This window comes from Methylobacterium endophyticum, assembly GCF_050591105.1.
In the GTDB taxonomy this organism is placed as follows: Bacteria; Pseudomonadota; Alphaproteobacteria; order Rhizobiales; family Beijerinckiaceae; genus Methylobacterium.
Genome location: NZ_JBNHES010000009.1, coordinates 30,998 through 48,316 on the forward strand (window position 1 = coordinate 30,998; position 17,319 = coordinate 48,316).

Sequence of the window (17,319 nt, forward strand, 5' to 3'; positions counted from 1 at the left end):
GGAAAACGCGGCATCGTCGCTCCGATCGAGGGGAGTGGGACGTGGAGCACCGAGCCGGCAGGCTCGCCGTGGCCGCAGGGAAGCAGCCGTTTCGGGGGCCGATCAGCGTCCCGCCGGATGCGCTTGGCGGAACAGGGTCCATTCCTCCACCACGCGCCCGTCGGGGAGCCGGCAATACCCGACCGTTCCGCCGGTCTCCTCGCGCATCTCCAGCGTCCCGCCGATCTCCAGGCAGTAGGCGGAGGCGGGGTTGGGAAGACCGGCGGCGGCCGCCCCGCCCGACGGTGCCGCCGCGAGCGCCAGCACCGAGAGGGTCGCGACGCCGATCCTTCGCATCCTCACGGTCCCCTCCCGGAGCGCCCCCCCTCGCGCGGGTGGCAAAACACGCCGAGCGGGAAGCATCGTCGCCCCGGCGGCGCGGCGCAAGCGGGCTCGTCGGGGCGCGGGCCGATCCGCTCAGCGGGCCTGGAGGAGCTTGTCCAGGAGGGGCATCAGCGCGTCCACGCAGGCCTTGGTGCTGTCCTCCGCCGCGCATTTGAAGTCGATGCCGGTTTCGCCCCGGCGGAACCGGAGATGGCCGCCCTTCATGCCCGGCATCGGCGGACGCGGATGCCATGCGCCGTCGCGGTCCCCCTCGGGCGGTCCCCGGCGCGGGCCATCGGCCATTCCGGGCGGGGGCGGCGGTCCGGGCGGGGCGGGAGGCGGCGGTTCGGCCAGGGCGGCGGACGCGCTCAAGGCGACGACGAGGCCGGCTGCGACGAGCGTCTTCATGGATGGGGATCTCCTCGGGTCCATCGAAACGGGTCCGCCGTAGCGGCCCGGCGTTTCTCCAATGCGTCGCGATCGAATCGGCTGCCTTCGAACGGCACGAGCCTCGTTCCTCGAGCCCCGTGCCTCAAGTCCTGCGCCTCTTGCGCCTGCGCCTCTTGCCGATGCGGCGCCGGGCGGCGATGAGGCATATCCGCCCCGTCCACAGCCGCCCGTCTCCGCGCCATGCTCATCCAAGAGGGCGATGCCCGCACCCCGCAGACCGACGAACGTCTCGCCTGGACCTTCGCCGCCGTCGCCGGGGCCCTCAACGCGGCGGGTTTCTACGCGTTCGGGTTCTACTCCTCGAACATGACCGGCAACGTCTCGGCACTGGCCGACCATCTCGGCATCGGGGAGGGGAGGCTCGCGCTCCAGGCCCTGGCGCTGGTGGCCGCCTTCGTCACCGGCGCGATGCTCGCCACGCTGCTGACGAACGCGGGCCGGCGCCGGCGCCTTCGCGGGGTCTACGCCTACAGCATCTTCGCGGAGGCGGTGCTGCTGGCCGTTCTCGGCGTTGCCGAGCCGTGGCTTACCGCCAGCGGGCGCGGGACCCTGCTCCCCCTGTGCCTGAGCTTCCTGCTGGGCCTCCAGAACGCGACGGTGACGCAGATCACCAACGCGCGGGTGCGCACCACCCATGTCACGGGGATGGTCACCGATATCGGCATCGGACTGGCCAATCTGCTGGAGCGCCACCCGACGATAGCCCGCGGCAAGCTCCGGCTTCACGTCGTCACCGTCGTGGCGTTCCTCCTGGGCGGCATCTGTGGCGTGCTGGCCTACAGGCTGATCGGCACCTCGCTGCTGCTCCTGGCCGCCGCCGCCCTGCTGATGATGCTGGCGTTGCCCGGCATCACCTCCCTGCGCCGGGACGGCATCGCACGCATGCCGCCGATGTCGTAAACAGGAACGCTCGCCCCCCCCCCGGAGCACCGCGATTTGACGCCTTCCGAAGCCCTCCGCCTGGCTGCCGGCCTGACCCTGGTCGCCGCGCTGTCCGCCCCTGCCGGCGCCGAGGAGATCGACAACGGCATCCTCGCCATCGGCGTCAGCGGACGGCACGGAGGGGCGATCGACTCCCTGCGGGTGCTCGGGCAGGAGACCGTCGACACGGCCGACCTGGGGCGCCACATCCAGGCCGTCCACTTCTTCCCCTTCGCCGAGTTGCCCGCCGGGGCGCCGCGCTGCGACGGCCCGAAGCCGCCCTGGGCCGCCCCCCAGGACGCCGGGGACCAATGCGCGGGCACCTCCGAGATCGTCGCCCTCGAGAGCAGTGGCCGGCGGCATCTCGGCGTGAATGTCCGTCCCAGGGAATGGGCCACGGGCGAGACCTTCCCCGGCCTGCGCTACGAGACGCGGATCGCGCTCGGGCCGCTCCCCTATCTCGATGCGCGGGAGGTCGCGGAGCTGCGCTACCGGGTCCGTTGGGACGCCTCCGCCGCCGGCCGTCCGCCGCCGCAAGCGATGCACGCGGTGGGCGCGGGCAACGGCGCGACGCCGGTGCCCTTCATCCCGGCCGCCTATTTCGGCAGCCGGACCCTGACGCGCCTCTACGGCCTGTCGCTCGACGGCGCGGCATGGCAGGAGGTGGCGCCGACCGTCAGCCCGGACGGCAACTACGCCCCCTCGAACTACCGCTTCCGGGCCATGGCCTGGATGCGCCCCGACCTCGGCTGGGGCGTCGGCTTCTACAGCCGGCGGACGCTGGACCAGCACTGCCACGGCGTGGCCTTCCCGATGGCCCTACCGGCCCAGGCCGGGCAATGCCCGAACTTCGCCGCGCAGGCCTTTCCGAACCACGGCACCAACAACGTCTCGGTTGTCGACCAGACGAGCGGCGCGCCGGACCGGACGCGGGAGGTCGAGGAGCTGATCTCCCACGTCTTCGTCGGCAACCTCGCCACCATCCAGGCGAACGTGAACACCGTCCACGGCTCCGGCCATTGAGGCGGCCCTCGGCCGGCGGCGGATGACCCGCCGCCGCCGAGATGATCCGCGCCGCAGCTCGTCCAGGATGCGGCATCGCGGTCGCCGGAGCGGGGTCGCGACCATCGAATTATTCCAAAAACAGGCAGCTCACCCAGAACAATAGGCTATTCATGCGTTTTGTGCATGGATAGCCCGCGCCCAGGCGGCGATCAACGCGCGGTCGCGACCTGCTACATCGGAGCATGCCCGCCGGCTTCGCCCGCGCCGGCCGCGAAGAGCGCGGCGGACGGGGAGCCGATGGTGTTCCAGCCTCTCGCGCATCGGACCTCCATGGACCGTCCTCAGGCCGCCCCCAAGCGTTCCTCCGCCGCCGGCGGCTGGGGCGCGCTGAAGAGTTGCGGGAAGCACCTTCTCGGCAGCCGGGCGCCGTTGTCGGGCGCCCGCGCGCTGCTCTCGGCCAACCAGCCGGACGGGTTCGACTGCCCCGGCTGCGCCTGGGGCGACCCGGCCCACGGCTCCTCCTTCGAGTTCTGCGAGAACGGCGTGAAGGCGGTCTCCTGGGAGGCCACCGACAAGCGCACCCCGCCGAAGTTCTTCGCGCGCCACACCGTCGCCGAACTGCGCGGCTGGACCGACTACGCCCTGGAGATGGAAGGGCGGCTGACCCACCCGATGCGCTACGACGGGCAAAGCGACCGCTACGTCCCCGTGACCTGGGACGAGGCCTTCGCCGAGATCGGCGCGACGCTCCGCGGCCTCGACCATCCCGACCGGGCGGAGTTCTACACCTCCGGCCGCGCCTCGAACGAGGCGGCGTTCCTCTATCAGCTCTTCGCGCGCCACTACGGCACCAACAACTTCCCCGACTGCTCGAACATGTGCCACGAGGCGAGCGGCATCGCGCTCACCGAGGCCATCGGCATCGGCAAGGGCACGGTGCTGCTGGAGGATTTCGAGAAGGCGGACGCGATCTTCGTCGTCGGCCAGAACCCCGGCACCAACCATCCGCGCATGCTGGCGGACCTGCGCCGCGCCGCAGAGCGCGGAGCGCGGGTCGTCGCCTTCAACCCCGTGCGCGAGCGCGGGCTCGAGCGCTTCGCCGATCCGCAGAACAGCGTCGAGATGCTGCGCGGGGCGAGCCGCCCCATCGCCAGCCACTACTTCCAGCCGCGCCTCGGCGGCGACATGGCGGCGTTCCGTGGGCTGGCCAAGGTGGTTTTTTCCCGCGACGACGCCGCGCGGGCGGCCGGCAAGCCATCGCTTCTCGACCGCGCCTTCCTGCGTAGCCAGACCTCGGATTTCGAGGCCTACCGGGCCGCCGTCGACGCCACATCCTGGGAAGCGATCCTCGACCAGTCCGGCCTGACCCGCGCCGAGATCGAGACGGCGGCGGACGTCTATCTCGGCGCCGACAAGGTCATCGCCACCTGGGCCATGGGCGTGACCCAGCACCGCCATTCCGTCGCGACGATCCGCGAAATCGCAAACGTCCTATTTCTGCGCGGAAATGTCGGGAGACCGGGCACGGGGCTCTGCCCGGTGCGCGGGCATTCCAACGTCCAGGGCGACCGCACCGTCGGCATCAACGAGAAGCCGCCGGCCGCCTTCCTCGACGCCATGGACCGCGCTTTTGGCTTCGTGTCGCCGCGCCGGCACGGCCACAACGTGCTCGCCGCCATCGGCGCCATGCTCGACGGATCGGCGAAAGCCTTCATCGGGCTCGGCGGCAACTTCGCCCGCGCCACGCCCGACACGCCCCTGGTGGCCAAGGCACTGGCGTCCTGCGAACTCACCGTCCACATCGCGACGAAGCTCAACCACTCGCACCTGCTGCCGGGCCGGGTCTCCTACCTGCTGCCCTGCCTCGGCCGCACCGAAATCGACCGGAATACGAAGGGCAAGGTCCAGATCGTGACCGTCGAGGATTCGATGAGCATGGTCCACGGCTCGGGCGGCATCAACAAGCCGGCCTCCCCGGAGCTGCGCTCGGAGATCGGCATCATCGCCGGCATGGCGGCGGCCACCGTCGGCTCGGAGCATGTGGACTGGGCGGCGCTTGCCGACGACTACGACCGCATCCGCGACCTCATCGAGCAGACCGTTCCGGGCTTCTCCGGCTTCAACGTCCGGGTGCGCCGGCCGCGCGGCTTCATGCTGCGCAACCTCGCCGCCGAGCGGGTGTTCGAAACGGCGAGCGGCAAGGCCGGCTTCTCGGCGGACGCGCTGCCCGTCGCCACCGCGCATCAGCGCGCGGCCGCCACGAGCGACACCTTCGTCCTCCAGACCTTCCGCAGCCACGACCAGTACAACACCACGATCTACGGCCTCGACGACCGCTATCGCGGCGTCTACGGCGAGCGCCGCGTGGTGTTCGCCCATCCCGCCGACCTCGCGGAATTGCGGGCGCGGGCGGGCGAGCGGGTCGATCTCGTCTGCGCCCACGAGGACGGCATCGCGCGGATCGCCGAGGATTTCCGCCTCGTGCCCTTCGACATGCCGCGCGGCTGCCTCGCCGGCTACTATCCCGAGCTCAACGTGCTGGTGCCGCTCTCCACCTTCGGCGAGCTCTCGGACACGCCGACCTCGAAATCGGTTCTGGTGAAGGTCCTGCCACGGGGCGGGGCGATGCCGGCGGCGGCATGAGCGAGCCCCCGGCCGACGCCGAGACCTTCCTCGCTGCCACCGACACCGTGGCGGCGATGCGCCCCGACCTCGGCCTGCTCGAAGCGGGCATCCTCGCCGGGCTCCATCTGGGGTTCGCCGCCGACAGCCGCAGTTTCGCGCGGGTCTTCGGGGTCGAGCACGCCCTGGTGCTGCGCGCCCTCGACGCGCTGGCCGGACACGGCCTCCTCGCGACGACGGCGCGCGACCGCCGCACCCAGCGCACCCGCTACGAGGCGAGCCCGGAAGGCGAGGCGGTCCTGCGCGGCCTGATCGCCTGAGCGGCAAGGACAGCCACAGGTTGTCGGCGGATGAACGGACGGCCGTCGTCTTGCGAAACACGCTCACGGCCACGGCGATGGATCGCTCTGCAAGCATAGATCCGACCGCCGAAGTCATCGCCTGCTTTTCGACTCTCCGAAAAAGCGTTCGCGCGCGGCCGATGCAAACGGTCCGGTAATTTTTGCTCGACAAACTCGCCAAAGATGCGCATTCGCTCTCAGGCGCTCTCGGGCGCCCCCCTCGGACCCATCGAGATTCCATCAGCATGTCACGCCAGCGCGTGCGGCGGTCGTTCACCGTCGAAGTGAAATCGGGCACCCGCCAGAGTGCCTCCCTCATGATCCCGAGCCGCGTCCAGGCCGCTCCGCGCCCCGAGCCGGTCCGGGCCCCCGCCTGGGACATCTTCGCGCCGGCAGCCCCCGCCGCGCCCCGCGTGCTCCCGAGCCTGCTGGTCCCGGAAGCTCCCCCGGAAGCCGAGCCGGCCCCGGTCGCCGCCGAGCCGCCGCTGCCCCGCGTCCGCCGGGTCAAGCGGGTCGTCAAGGCGGCCGCGCCCTTGCGGGACGAGCCGGAGGCCGCCGTTGCCGAGGCCGACGCTCCGAGCCCGGACGAGGACGCCGCTGGATCGCCGTCTCCGGCGCTGCCGGAGCGGTCGGCGAAGCGCCGCCTCGCCGCCGGCGCCGGAGCGCCCCTGCGGCGCGGGGAACGCTGGAAGAGGCGCCTGCCGCAGGCCTGCTGGTAGCCGCCCGCATCGTCGGTCGGCCGCTCCTCGCGGCGCCGTAACCCTCCGTTCACCCAACCGGACGCGCCCCCGCGCCGGCCGGCAGGGCTTAACACTCTCGAAAGCGCCCGATCCTAGGCACTGCCCCTTAACCACGAGGGGACCGCGCCATGACGCGCGCCATGACGGCGAGGACGGGTTCGAAGATCGTTCTGGCCTTGACGCTGCTGGCCTATCTGGCGAGCGGCCGTGCGCCCGGCATGCGCGAGCTGCGCAACCCCGACGCCGAGAGCGGCCTCGTCCGCGTGGCGGCAGCGGCCAAGCGCTCTCCGCCGACCTGACAAGACGCCCCGGCGCGGAACGTCCCGAGGCGGCGGCCGTTGGCCGGGCATCCGAACCGGCGCGCGAGGAGGCACGGCGGCCATGCCACGCTACTACTTCCACACCGACCTCGGGGACGACGTCATCGCGGACGACGCGGGCGTGGAGCTGCGCGATCCCGATCACGCCTGGGAGGTCGCCCGCGACACCATCCGCGCCACCATGGCGAGCACGAAGAGCCAGGCGAGGCTGATGAGCGCGCGGCTCGTCGTCACGGACGAGGCGGGCGAGGTGGTGCTGGAATTTCCCTTCTCGGAAGGCATCGAGGCCCCCGAGCCGGACCCTGGAACGGTTCATTGACGAAGAGCGGCGACGGCGCGGATTCCCCTGCCGAACCCCCTTGCCACGCCCCGCCGAACGGGCTTAGCCTCCCTTTTGCCGGCGCATCGTCCCCGCGCCGGCCGATAGAGACAGGAGGTCGGCCATGAGACATCACGGCAGTAGCTTCCATCAGCCGCGTGCCGCCGACGCGGACCAGGACACGCCACCCAACCACCACCGGCAGGGATAGTGGCCCCTCGCGCGACGAACGGTCGAGTTCCCCAGCCGGTCCGCTGCCGGTAGGGCCGAAGCTCCCTCGTCGGAACGAAGGGCGTGGACCCTGCATGAGGCCCGTCGGCTCGCGCCGGCGGGCTTTTTTCGGTTCGCGAGCGGGAAACGGGAGGCCGGCCCCGGCCTTCGGGACGACCATCGCGGGATCGGGAGGTCCGGGCGAGGACAGAGATGCCGACCGCTCACACGACCCTGCGCTCGCCGGTGGGCGAGCTGACGCTGGTGGCGACGCAGACCGGCCTCGCGGCGATCCTCTGGGAGGACGACGATCCGAGGCGCGTGCCTCTCCCCTGGGGCGCGCGGGATCCCGGCCACCCGGTGCTGCGCGAGACGGAGCGGCAGCTCGGCGAATATTTCGCGGGGGCGCGGCGCGCGTTCTCGCTGCCGCTCGATGTACGGGGCACGCCGTTCCAGCGGACGGTATGGCGGGCGATGGGCGAGATTCCCTTCGGCGAGACCCGCAGCTACGGCGATCTCGCCCGTCGGATCGGAAACCCCGGCGCGGTGCGGGCGGTCGGGGCCGCCAACGGCCGGAACCCGATCTCGATCGTCGGCCCCTGCCACCGTGTCGTGGGATCGTCCGGCAAGCTGACCGGCTTCGCCGGCGGGCTCGCCGCAAAGGCCTTCCTGCTGCGGCTCGAAGGCGCGCAGGCCGAATTCGGGCTCTCTACCTGAAGCGTCCGGGTCGCGGGCACGGAAAGCGCCCGCGACAGGCTCAGCCGCGCCGGTCGAAGCCCGGCATCAGGTTGCGCTCGAGGGCGGTGAGCGCGTTGGCATAAGCCTTCTGCTCGGTGGCCTGGGGCCGGTCCGACCGCTCGATGAGCTTGCCGCTGCGGCGCAGGGCCCAGCCGAAATAGCCGGCGGGCCGCTCGAGCGCAGCGACTTCGATGGAGTAGGGGTGGGGGACGTCCGTGAGATCTGCCATGGGCGCTCATATGGCAGTCCCGGCGGCGCAGGACCAGTCTCTCGTGTCGCGATCCTGCGCTGCACGGGTGGAAAGGGTCTTGCTAGAGCATTTCTTCGCGTGAGGTGGCGCCGGCTCACGCGAAGAAATGCGTTCCACCAAAAGGAGCGAGGCGTTTCCGCCGGAGGCGGAGCGACTCCGGGGATCGTTTCCATGGATCTCGACAGCATCGACGCAGTGCTCGCCCCGCGCACGCGGGACACGCTTCCCGCCTGGAGGCCGGGCGACGCCTGGCTCGCGGGGGGCACCTGGCTGTTCTCCGAGCCGCAGCCCGAACTCTTCCGGCTCGTGGACATCTCCGGCCTCGGCTGGCCGGCGGTGGAGATCGGCGAGGCGGGGCTCTCGGTCTCGGCGACCTGCACCGTGTCGGCCCTCGACCGGCTGGAACTCCCCGCCGCCTGGATCGCCGCGCCGCTGATCCCGCAATGCTGCCGCTCGCTGCTCGGCTCCTTCAAGATCCGCAACGCCGCCACCGTCGGCGGCAATCTCTGCATGGCGCTCCCCGCCGGGCCGATGACCTCGCTCGCCGCCGCCCTCGACGGCATCTGCGTGATCTGGACGCCGGAGGGCGCCGAGCGCCGGGTCGACGTCACAGACTTCGTGCGCGGCCCCCAGGCGACGGCCCTGCGCCCCGGCGAGCTCCTGCGCCGGATCGACATCCCGGCGGCGGCCCTGCGGCGGCGCACCGCCTTCCGCCGCGTCTCGCTGAGCCCCAACGGCCGCTCCGGCGCCCTCGTCATCGGGACGCTCGACCCGGAGGTTGGCGGCTTCGCCCTGACGGTGACGGCCTCCACCCGCCGGCCGCTGAGGCTGAGGCTACCGGCCATCCCCTCCGCCCACGCCCTGCGCGAAAACCTCGCGGCGCTGGTCCCGGACGACCTCTGGTACGACGACCTCCACGGCGCGCCCGCCTGGCGCGCGCATGTCACGCGCCTGTTCGCCGAGGAGATCCGGCGGGAACTGCACGAGGGAAGCGCGGCATGAGGCTTCTCGTCAACGGGCAGGAAACGGATGCGGCGCCGCGTCCCGGCCAGTGCCTGCGCACGTTCCTGCGCGAGCAGGGCTGGTTCGGCGTCAAGAAGGGCTGCGACGCGGGCGATTGCGGCGCCTGCACCGTTCATCTCGACGGCGAGCCGGTGCATTCCTGCGTCACCCCGGCCTTCCGGGCGGCGGGGCGCAGCGTCACCACCATCGAGGGGCTCGCCGGCCCCTGCGATCCTGAAGGCGGCGTGCCGGAAACACTCCACCCGATGCAGGACGCCTTCCTTGCGGCGCAGGGGTTCCAGTGCGGATTCTGCACGCCGGGCATGGTGATGACGGCCGCCGCCCTCGACCAGGGCCAGAAATGCGATCTCGGCGATGCGCTGAAAGGCAATCTCTGCCGCTGCACCGGCTACCGCGCCATCCGCGACGCGGTCGCCGGCATCGCCTCCATGGACGACCGCGACCGGGTCGACCCGGTGGGCCGGAGCCTGCCGGCGCCGGCCGGGCCCGGCGTGGTGACGGGGCGGGCCGCCTTCACCTTCGACATCGCCCTGCCGGGGCTGCTGCATCTGCGGGTGCTGCGCTCGCCGCACGCGCATGCGCGCATCCTGCGCATCGACCGCGAGGCGGCGCTGGCGCTTCCGGGGGTCGTGGCGATCCTCACGCATGAGGACGTGCCGCCGAGGCGCTTCTCCACCGCCCGCCACGAGAACCCGGCGGACGACGCCGCCGACACGCTGATGCTCGACAGCGTCGTCCGCTTCGTCGGCCAGCGCGTGGCGGCGGTGATCGCCGAGAGCGAGGCGGCGGCGGAGGCCGGGTGCCGCGCGCTGCGGGTGGAGTATGCGCCGCGCCCGGCGGTGCTCGACCCGGAGGCGGCGCTGCGGGCCGACGCCCCTCTCGTCCATGACGGATCGGACCGGCCGGGCGAGGACGCAGCCCCGCTATTCTCGCATCCGAACCTCGCGGCGGAAGCCCACGGCCATATCGGCGACGTAGAGGCGGGCTTCGCGCAGGCCCATGCGGTCTACGAGGAGACCTTCGTCTCCCAGCGCGTCCAGCACGCGCATCTGGAGACCCACGGCTCGCTCGGCTGGCTCGACCCGGACGGCCGGCTGACGATCCGCTCCTCCACGCAGGTCCCGTTCCTCACCCGCGACGCGCTGGCGAGCCTGCTCGGCCTTGAGCGGGAGCGGGTGCGCGTGGCCTGCGGCCGGGTCGGCGGGGGGTTCGGCGGCAAGCAGGAGATGTTGACGGAGGATCTCGTCGGGCTCGCCGTGCTGCGCACCGGCCGGCCGGTGAAATGGGAGATGACCCGCCGCGAGCAGTTTTGCGGCACCACCACCCGGCACCCGATGCGGGTGCGGGTGAAGCTCGGCGCGAAGGCCGACGGAACCCTGACCGCCATCGCGCTCCATGTCGTCTCGAACACCGGCGCCTATGCCAACCATGCCGGCGGCGTGCTGCATCACGGCTGCAACGAGGTGATCGCGGTCTATCGCTGCCCGAACAAGCGGGTCGACGGCTATGCCGTCCACACCCACACCCTGCCGAGCGGGGCGTTTCGCGGCTACGGCCTCAGCCAGACGGTGTTCGCGGTCGAATCCGCCCTGGACGAGCTGGCGCGACAACTCGGGATCGACCCGTTCGAGATGCGCCGCCGCAACGCCGTGCGCCCCGGCGACCCGATGGTCTCCACGAGCCTCGAACCGCACGACGTGGAATACGGCAGCTACGGGCTCGACCAGTGCCTCGACCGCGCGCAGGCCGCGATGGCCGATCCCGCCGGGGAGCCGGCGCCCGAGGGCTGGCGCGTCGGGCAGGGCATGGCGATGGCCATGATCGACACGATCCCGCCGCGCGGCCACTTCGCGCATGTCCGGATCACCCTGGAGGCGGACGGCGCCTACGCCCTCGACATCGGCACCGCCGAGTTCGGCAACGGCACCACCACGGTCCATGCGCAGATCGCGGCGGGAGCGCTCGGCACCACCACCGACCGCATCCGCATCCGGCAGGCCGATACCGACGCGGTCGCCCACGATACCGGCGCCTATGGCAGCACCGGCACCGTGGTGGCCGGGCAGGCGACGCTTCGCGCGGCGACCGCCCTCTCCGAGGCGATGCTCGCGGCGGCGACCGCGAAGACGGGCGTTCCCGCCGCCGACTGCCGGCTCACGCCGGAGGGCGTCGCGCATCCGGGCGGGCTGCTGCCGCTCGGCGCCCTCGGCCGGCTCTCGGCGGAGGGGAGGGCGGACGGCACGCCGCGCTCCATCGCCTTCAACGTGCAGGGTTTTCGCGTGGCGGTGCATCCCGAGACGGGGGAGCTGCGCATCCTCAAGAGCGTGCAGGCGGCCGATGCGGGCAAGGTCATCAACCCGATGCAGTGCCGCGGGCAGGTCGAGGGCGGCGTGGCTCAAGGCCTCGGCGCGGCCCTCTACGAGGATGTCCGCATCGATGCGGAAGGCCGCGTCGAGACGCCGGTCTTCCGCGCCTACCACATCCCCGCCTGCGCCGACGTGCCGACGACGCAGGTGATCTTCGCCGACACCCATGACGGCATCGGCCCGCTCGGCGCGAAATCCATGAGCGAGAGCCCGTTCAACCCGGTGGCGGCCGCGCTCGGCAACGCCATCCGCGACGCCACCGGCGCCCGGCTCACCGCGACGCCCTTCGCGCCCGACCGGATCTTTTCCGCCGTGAAGGATGCGATCTCAGCCGGCGAAGCATCCTCCTCCGCCGGCTGAGAACGGCTCAGGCCGTCCGCTCCGAAAAGATCGACTTCTTGACGATGGCGTGGACGCCCCAGTTGCCGTCCACCACCTGGGTGATGCCGAAATCCACCGCGATGGACATCAGCGAGATCGCCTCGTCCTCGGTCAGCCCCTTCGCCTGCATCAGGAACTGGCGCATCTTGCGGAAGGCGTCGCGCATGGCGAGGTCGATGGAGGACTTTGCGAAGATCGCGTTCTGCGCGTCCGGCCCGAGGTCCTTGAGGTAGTTCGGATAGCTGAAGCCCGAGAGCACCCAGTCGTCGGCGGTCTCGATCATGGGGAAGTCCAGCGCCTCGAGCGAGGTGCCGGCGAGATCGGCCTTCTTGTGCAGGACGAACTGGAAGGTGCCGGTCAGCGAGCACTCGATGGCCGTGCCACAGAGCTCGGAATCGCCCTGGCTAGCATGGGGATCGCCCACCGAGAACAGCGCGCCCGGCACGGCGACGGGGTAATACATCGTCGCGCCCTTGCCGATGCGCCAGTTGTCGATGTTGCCGCCGGTGTAGCTCGGGGGAATCGAGTTCACCATCTCGGCCTCGGCCGGCGCCAGCCCCATGGTGCCGAAATGCGGGCGCACCGGCAGGCGGATGCCCTTGAGCACCTCCCAGTTGCGCTTGGTCTTGGCGTGGTCGACGGGGATGCCGGGATAGTCGATGGTCGGATGCTCGACGCCGTAGGGGTCGGTCACGCCGGGCCACTGGAAGTTGTAGACCGCCTTCGCCCAATCGCGCCCGCCGGTGGCATCGACCTCGTAGATGGTGACGACCTCGCGCTTCTTGCCCCCCAGCATGTCGTTGTAGTGGTAGCCCCACCAGGCGGCGGCGTTGCTGCCGAAGGACGAGCCCTTGAACTTCGGGTTGGCGCTGGGGCGCGGCGTCACGTCGAGGATGCGCACCTCCAGCACGTCGCCGGGCTCGGCGCCGCGAACCGCCACCGGCCCGGTGCAGATATGGACGCCGAGCCCGCCGCCGGGGCCGAGCTTGGCATCCTCGGGCCCGGCGCCGCGCCGCGCCACGCCCTTCTTGTCCTTGGTCCAGAGGAAGACGCTCTCCGCGCCCGGATCGCCCGTCACCATGCGCTCGGCATCGTCGTTGGCGTGGTGGGTCAGGGTCTCGATGGTGACGAAATCGCCGGACGCGATCTCGACCTGGGGCTTGAGGCTCTTGCTGAAATAGCCCCAGTGCACCGTCTCGGCGGTGGCGGGCAGGTGATAATGGGCCGCCGTCTTGACGGCCTTGGCCGCCGCCTGCGCGAGGGCCGGGCTCACCAGGGAGAGGCCGCCGGCGGCCATCGCGGCGGCCCCCCCGGTGGCGACGAAGCCGCTCTTCAGGAAGGCTCGCCGCTCGGGGAGCATGTCGCGCTTGTAGCGCAGCCTATGCTCCTCGAAGGCCACGCAGTTCGGATCGTCGCCACGGCACATGGTCTTCGCTCCCTCATCCGTTCGCGCGGAGGATGTATGCAAAGGCACGGCCATGCCAGGGCCCCGACGCCATGTGCGGCGGCGCACGCCGGAACCGGGGCGTCATTCCCAGATCACGCATCACCAGGAGCACACGGCCACCATTTCGGAGACCGCGCGTCGTCTTTTCAGGATCGCGTCATGACCCTTCGTTTCACCACCGCCGCCCTCGCCGCCGCCCTGAGCCTTTCGGCCGGGGGCGCCTTCGCGCAGAGCTACACCGCCCCCGCCGGCATCCCGGCATCGGCCGCGTCCGCCAGCCTCGGCTACTCGGCGAGCCCGCTCGTGGCGCAAGGCTACCTGCCGGCCTATCAGGACGGCACCCGCGCCGAGCCCGCGACCACCGGCTCCGTGCAGCCGCGCGGCGCGCATCGTCACGTTCACTGAGTCTTCGGCACATGCCTCACGATATCGGGCCGGTCCCTCGCGGGGCCGGCCTTTTCGTGCGCGGGGGTCAGCCGAGGCTGCGCCGGGCGCGGCGGCGGCCGAGCCAGGTCACGGCGGTGAGCGCGCAGCCGATCACCAGGGCCGAGACCGCCGTGGTCAGGGTGCCGAGCGCGTAGATCTCGGGCGTCGTCACCGTCGTGGTGAGCCCCTGCAATTCGAGCGGCAGGGTGTTGCGGCCGCCGATGGCCTGGCTGGTGCGGGCGAGCTCGTCGAAGGAGAGCGTGAAGCCGAACAGCGCCACGCCCACCAGCGACGGCGCCAGGATCGGCACGACGACGTGGCGGAGCGTCTGGCCGCCGCTGGCGCCGAGGTCGCGCGCCGCCTCCTCGTAGGCCGGATCGAAGCGGTTGAAGACCGCGAACATGATGAGCAGGCCGAAGGGCAGCGTCCAGGTGAGATGCGCGCCGAGCGCCGAGGTGTAGAGCCCCATGCCCGTGCCGTAGTCTTGCAGGAAGCCCCAGCCGGTGGCGGATGCCAGCCCCTTCACGGCATCGTCGATGAGCCGGAACTCGAGCCCGATGCCCAGCGAGACCACGATCGAGGGCACGATCAGGCTGGCGATGGCGAACGCGAACAGCGCGCCCGAGCCCCGGAAGCCCTTGCGGAAGGCGAGCCCGGCGAAGAAGGCCAGCACCACGGTGAGCGTCATCACCACGAGCCCGAGCCGCAGCGAGCGCCCGAAGGCGGCCCAGATGTCGACGACGCCGACCCCCGCCCAGAGCCGCGAGAACCAGTGGGTCGAGACCCCGTTCAGCGGGAAGGTGAGGCCGCCCTGCGGGCCCTGGAAGCTGAGCACCAGGATCGTCAGCGTCGGCCCGTAGAGGAACAGCACGAACAGCGCGAAGAGCGCGGCCAGCACGTAGAAGCTGAAAGGTCGGGGACCGTCCTTCACAGCTCGCGCCTCAGGTCGATGAGCCGCGTGAGGCCGCCGATCATCAGCATGACGGCGCAGAGCAGCACCACGGCATTGGCGGCCGCCGCCGGGAATTGCAGGTAGGACATCTGCACCTGGATCACCTTGCCCACCGAGGCGATCTGCTGGCCGCCCATCACGCCCACCGTGACGAAATCGCCCATCACCAGGGTGACGACGAAGATCGAGCCGATGGCGATGCCCGGCTTGCAGAGCGGCACGACGACGTTCCAGAGGGTCTGGCGGCCGCTGGCGCCGCCGTCATAGGCCGCCTCGATCAGCGCCTTGTCGATGCGCGCCATGCTGTTGAAGATCGGCACGATCATGAACACCGTGTAGAGGTGCACGAAGGCGAGCGTCACCGAGAAATCGGAATAGAGCAGCCCCTCGATCGGCGCCCTGGTCAGGCCCACGGCCTGGAGCGTGTCGTTGACGAGCCCGTTGCGGCCGAGCAGCGGAATCCACGAGATCATGCGGATCACGTTCGAGGTCCAGAACGGGATCGTGCAGATCAGGAACAGCACCGTCTGCATCGTCTTGGTGCGGACGTGGAAGGCCAGGAAATACGCGACGGTGAAGCCGATCGCGAGGGTGAAGGCCCAGGTCAGCGCGCAGAACTTCAGGGTCGAGAGATAGGTCCGCGCCGTGGTGCAGAGGTCGCTGGCGTTGGTGCAGCCCTCGAACACGTCGCGGTAGTTCTGAAGGGTGAAGGCCGGGATGATCTCGTACTCGTTGTACTCCCAGAAGCTGACGACCAGCGTCAGCAGCAGGGGCACCGCGAGGAAGACGACGAACACGAGCGCCAGCGGCGCCGCCTGGAGATAGGTCAGGCGGTGCCGGCGGCGCGCGACCGCGCCGAGGCCGGCGGCGGGCGGGGCGGCGGCTCGCGCGGGAGCGGACAAAACGACGTCGGTCATGTCCCGCTCCGCCGACGAGCTTCCCCTCTCCCCGCGCGCGGGGAGAGGGGCGAGCCCCCCTTGCAGGGGGCGAGCCGAGCGGAAGCGACGGTGAGGGGGCGTCTCCGGGACTGACTTGTCCGGGCAAGCCCCCTCACCCTCGGCTGCCGCCTCGCTTCGCCGACGACGAGGTCGGCGAAGCCCTCTCCCCGCAGGCGGGGAGAGGCGGATGCGCGGAAATGCCGGCGAGACCGCATGCTCACGCCGCGATGAACTCGTTCCACTTGCGGACCATGTAGGTGTTCTCGTCCATCACCGCGTTCCAGCAGGCCACCGCCCCCATGCGGGTGTCGAAGGAGCCGCCGTCGCGGGTGGCGCCGGCCTTCTCCAGCACGGAACCGTCGGGGCCCTTGATGTCCTTCTCGGCGGGCTTGCCCTCCATCCAGTAGGCCCATTCGTAGGGCTCCATCTGGGTCTTGGCGGTCTCGAGCACGGCCGAGTAGTAGCCCTGGCGGTTCAGGTAGGCGCCGGCCCAGCCGGAGAGGAACCAGTTGATGAAGTCGTAGGTCGCGTCGAGCTTGCGCCCGGTGAGGGTCTTGGGCAGGCCGAAGCCCGTGGCCCAGGCGCGGTAGCCCTCCTTCAGCGGCTGATAGGTGCAGGCCACCCCTTGCGTGCGCACCTTGGTGACGGCGGGCGACCACATCGACTGGATCACCGTCTCGCCCGACGCCATCAGGTTCACGGATTCGTTGAAGTCCTGCCAGAAGGCGCGGAACTGGCCGGCGCGCTTGGCCTCGATCAGCACCTTGATGGTGCGGTCGATCTCGGCCTTGGTCATGTTGCCCTTGTCGGCATAGGTGTAGTCGCCGCTGGCCTCCACCACCATCGCCGCGTCCATGATGCCGATGGAGGGGATGTTGAGGATCGACGCCTTGCCCTTGAACTCGGGGTTCAGGAGCTCCTTCCAGCTCGTGATCGGGCGCTTGATGAGGTCGGGCCGGATGCCGAGCGTGTCGGCGTTGTAGGTGACGGGGATCAGGGTGATCCACTCGGTCGGCGAGGCGGCGAAGGACTTGCCGGTCTGGCCCTCGAGATAGAACACCTTCTTGGGCGCGGTGCCCTGGTCGCCGATCTTCTTGCCGGCGACCTCGCCCTTGGTGAAGACGGAGGTGATCTTGTCGGCGTTCTTGATGCGCTTGGCATCCATGCCGACGATGTTGCCCGAGGGGATGATCTTTTTCAGGCTGAAGAACTCGGTGTCGAGGATGTCGAAGGAGTTCGGCTGCGTCACGGCGCGCTTCGTCACCTCGTCGGTGACGACGGGGATGTATTCGAGCGTGATGCCGAGATCCTCCTTCACCTTCCGGGCGATGTCGGAGGACTGGTTCACGGCCGTGCCGAGATAGCGCAGCGTGATGGGCTCCGCCGAATGAACCGCCGGAAAGCCGGTGATCGGACCGGCCCCGAGCACCAGCCCGGCAGCGCCCGCGCCGGTGAGCACCGTGCGCCGGGAAGGTTTGGTGATGTCGCTCATCGCTGCTGCCTCGTG

At 70.8% G+C, this 17,319-nt stretch carries 18 protein-coding genes; 11 read left to right on the plus strand and 7 right to left on the minus strand.

The window, feature by feature from the left end; all coding sequences use genetic code 11:
* Positions 1–102 precede the first annotated feature (102 nt).
* A complete protein-coding gene (locus ACP56T_RS11850) occupies positions 103–336 on the minus strand; it encodes a putative hemolysin (RefSeq protein WP_430912449.1) in 234 nt (77 codons plus the stop codon).
* 120 nt (positions 337–456) lie between these two features.
* A complete protein-coding gene (locus tag ACP56T_RS11855) occupies positions 457–771 on the minus strand; it encodes a hypothetical protein (protein WP_430912318.1) in 315 nt (104 codons plus the stop codon).
* A 222-nt stretch (positions 772–993) separates the two neighbouring features.
* Here ACP56T_RS11855 and ACP56T_RS11860 point away from each other — a divergent pair, with 222 nt between their 5' ends.
* The 8 genes from ACP56T_RS11860 to ACP56T_RS11895 all read left to right on the plus strand — a co-directional run bounded on the left by ACP56T_RS11860 (position 994) and on the right by ACP56T_RS11895 (position 8,008).
* On the plus strand, positions 994–1,713 hold the full coding sequence (locus tag ACP56T_RS11860) for a YoaK family protein (RefSeq protein ID WP_430912319.1): 720 nt from the start codon (positions 994–996) through the stop codon (positions 1,711–1,713).
* Between the two features lie 36 nt (positions 1,714–1,749).
* Positions 1,750–2,757: a hypothetical protein gene (locus ACP56T_RS11865; protein WP_430912320.1), complete on the plus strand. Its 1,008-nt coding sequence runs from the start codon at positions 1,750–1,752 to the stop codon at positions 2,755–2,757.
* Positions 2,758–3,069: 312 nt separating this feature from the next.
* Complete coding sequence (locus ACP56T_RS11870) at positions 3,070–5,382, plus strand: FdhF/YdeP family oxidoreductase (RefSeq protein WP_430912321.1); 2,313 nt, start codon at positions 3,070–3,072, stop codon at positions 5,380–5,382.
* Positions 5,379–5,681, plus strand: a complete 303-nt coding sequence (locus ACP56T_RS11875; RefSeq protein ID WP_430912322.1) for a hypothetical protein — start codon at positions 5,379–5,381, stop codon at positions 5,679–5,681. Before ACP56T_RS11870 ends, ACP56T_RS11875 begins: the two co-directional genes overlap by 4 nt.
* Before the next feature lie 266 nt (positions 5,682–5,947).
* Entirely contained in the window at positions 5,948–6,421 is a 474-nt protein-coding gene (locus ACP56T_RS11880; RefSeq protein ID WP_430912323.1) for a hypothetical protein, read from the plus strand.
* A gap of 149 nt (positions 6,422–6,570) precedes the next feature.
* Positions 6,571–6,741 carry a hypothetical protein gene (locus ACP56T_RS11885; RefSeq protein WP_430912324.1) on the plus strand — a complete coding sequence of 57 codons (171 nt, stop codon included), beginning with the start codon at positions 6,571–6,573 and terminating at the stop codon, positions 6,739–6,741.
* 82 nt (positions 6,742–6,823) lie between these two features.
* A complete protein-coding gene (locus ACP56T_RS11890) occupies positions 6,824–7,081 on the plus strand; it encodes a DUF6894 family protein (RefSeq protein ID WP_430912325.1) in 258 nt (85 codons plus the stop codon).
* 423 nt (positions 7,082–7,504) lie between these two features.
* Complete coding sequence (locus tag ACP56T_RS11895) at positions 7,505–8,008, plus strand: methylated-DNA--[protein]-cysteine S-methyltransferase (protein ID WP_430912326.1); 504 nt, start codon at positions 7,505–7,507, stop codon at positions 8,006–8,008.
* A gap of 40 nt (positions 8,009–8,048) precedes the next feature.
* Here the strand turns inward: ACP56T_RS11895 and ACP56T_RS11900 are convergent, their stop codons facing one another.
* Positions 8,049–8,258, minus strand: coding sequence for a hypothetical protein (locus ACP56T_RS11900; RefSeq protein ID WP_430912327.1), 210 nt, complete (start codon positions 8,256–8,258; stop codon positions 8,049–8,051).
* Between the two features lie 192 nt (positions 8,259–8,450).
* Here ACP56T_RS11900 and ACP56T_RS11905 point away from each other — a divergent pair, with 192 nt between their 5' ends.
* On the plus strand, positions 8,451–9,281 hold the full coding sequence (locus ACP56T_RS11905; RefSeq protein ID WP_430912328.1) for an FAD binding domain-containing protein: 831 nt from the start codon (positions 8,451–8,453) through the stop codon (positions 9,279–9,281).
* Positions 9,278–12,028, plus strand: a complete 2,751-nt coding sequence (locus ACP56T_RS11910; protein ID WP_430912329.1) for a molybdopterin-dependent oxidoreductase — start codon at positions 9,278–9,280, stop codon at positions 12,026–12,028. Before ACP56T_RS11905 ends, ACP56T_RS11910 begins: the two co-directional genes overlap by 4 nt.
* A 7-nt stretch (positions 12,029–12,035) precedes the next feature.
* Here the strand turns inward: ACP56T_RS11910 and ACP56T_RS11915 are convergent, their stop codons facing one another.
* Positions 12,036–13,475, minus strand: coding sequence for an acetamidase/formamidase family protein (locus ACP56T_RS11915; protein WP_430912330.1), 1,440 nt, complete (start codon positions 13,473–13,475; stop codon positions 12,036–12,038).
* 180 nt (positions 13,476–13,655) lie between these two features.
* Here ACP56T_RS11915 and ACP56T_RS11920 point away from each other — a divergent pair, with 180 nt between their 5' ends.
* Complete coding sequence (locus ACP56T_RS11920; protein ID WP_430912331.1) at positions 13,656–13,901, plus strand: hypothetical protein; 246 nt, start codon at positions 13,656–13,658, stop codon at positions 13,899–13,901.
* 67 nt (positions 13,902–13,968) lie between these two features.
* Here the strand turns inward: ACP56T_RS11920 and ACP56T_RS11925 are convergent, their stop codons facing one another.
* The 3 genes from ACP56T_RS11925 to ACP56T_RS11935 form a co-directional block, all read right to left on the minus strand.
* Complete coding sequence (locus tag ACP56T_RS11925) at positions 13,969–14,853, minus strand: ABC transporter permease (protein WP_430912332.1); 885 nt, start codon at positions 14,851–14,853, stop codon at positions 13,969–13,971.
* Entirely contained in the window at positions 14,850–15,791 is a 942-nt protein-coding gene (locus ACP56T_RS11930; RefSeq protein WP_430912333.1) for an ABC transporter permease, read from the minus strand. Before ACP56T_RS11930 ends, ACP56T_RS11925 begins: the two co-directional genes overlap by 4 nt.
* Before the next feature lie 238 nt (positions 15,792–16,029).
* Complete coding sequence (locus ACP56T_RS11935; RefSeq protein ID WP_430912334.1) at positions 16,030–17,304, minus strand: ABC transporter substrate-binding protein; 1,275 nt, start codon at positions 17,302–17,304, stop codon at positions 16,030–16,032.
* Positions 17,305–17,319 lie beyond the last annotated feature (15 nt).

What these genes read in the sequence shown, in the direction of transcription:
- ACP56T_RS11905 (WP_430912328.1), top strand. Translation starts at nt 8,451, where the DNA reads ATGGATCTCGACAGCATCGACGCAGTGCTCGCCCCGCGCACGCGGGAC.
- ACP56T_RS11870 (WP_430912321.1), top strand. Translation starts at nt 3,070, where the DNA reads ATGGACCGTCCTCAGGCCGCCCCCAAGCGTTCCTCCGCCGCCGGCGGC.
- ACP56T_RS11920 (WP_430912331.1), top strand. Translation starts at nt 13,656, where the DNA reads ATGACCCTTCGTTTCACCACCGCCGCCCTCGCCGCCGCCCTGAGCCTT.
- ACP56T_RS11915 (WP_430912330.1), bottom strand. Translation starts at nt 13,475, where the DNA reads ATGTGCCGTGGCGACGATCCGAACTGCGTGGCCTTCGAGGAGCATAGG.
- ACP56T_RS11850 (WP_430912449.1), bottom strand. Translation starts at nt 336, where the DNA reads ATGCGAAGGATCGGCGTCGCGACCCTCTCGGTGCTGGCGCTCGCGGCG.
- ACP56T_RS11900 (WP_430912327.1), bottom strand. Translation starts at nt 8,258, where the DNA reads ATGGCAGATCTCACGGACGTCCCCCACCCCTACTCCATCGAAGTCGCT.
- ACP56T_RS11910 (WP_430912329.1), top strand. Translation starts at nt 9,278, where the DNA reads ATGAGGCTTCTCGTCAACGGGCAGGAAACGGATGCGGCGCCGCGTCCC.
- ACP56T_RS11855 (WP_430912318.1), bottom strand. Translation starts at nt 771, where the DNA reads ATGAAGACGCTCGTCGCAGCCGGCCTCGTCGTCGCCTTGAGCGCGTCC.
- ACP56T_RS11880 (WP_430912323.1), top strand. Translation starts at nt 5,948, where the DNA reads ATGTCACGCCAGCGCGTGCGGCGGTCGTTCACCGTCGAAGTGAAATCG.
- ACP56T_RS11930 (WP_430912333.1), bottom strand. Translation starts at nt 15,791, where the DNA reads ATGACCGACGTCGTTTTGTCCGCTCCCGCGCGAGCCGCCGCCCCGCCC.
- ACP56T_RS11885 (WP_430912324.1), top strand. Translation starts at nt 6,571, where the DNA reads ATGACGCGCGCCATGACGGCGAGGACGGGTTCGAAGATCGTTCTGGCC.
- ACP56T_RS11860 (WP_430912319.1), top strand. Translation starts at nt 994, where the DNA reads ATGCTCATCCAAGAGGGCGATGCCCGCACCCCGCAGACCGACGAACGT.
- ACP56T_RS11875 (WP_430912322.1), top strand. Translation starts at nt 5,379, where the DNA reads ATGAGCGAGCCCCCGGCCGACGCCGAGACCTTCCTCGCTGCCACCGAC.
- ACP56T_RS11935 (WP_430912334.1), bottom strand. Translation starts at nt 17,304, where the DNA reads ATGAGCGACATCACCAAACCTTCCCGGCGCACGGTGCTCACCGGCGCG.
- ACP56T_RS11895 (WP_430912326.1), top strand. Translation starts at nt 7,505, where the DNA reads ATGCCGACCGCTCACACGACCCTGCGCTCGCCGGTGGGCGAGCTGACG.
- ACP56T_RS11890 (WP_430912325.1), top strand. Translation starts at nt 6,824, where the DNA reads ATGCCACGCTACTACTTCCACACCGACCTCGGGGACGACGTCATCGCG.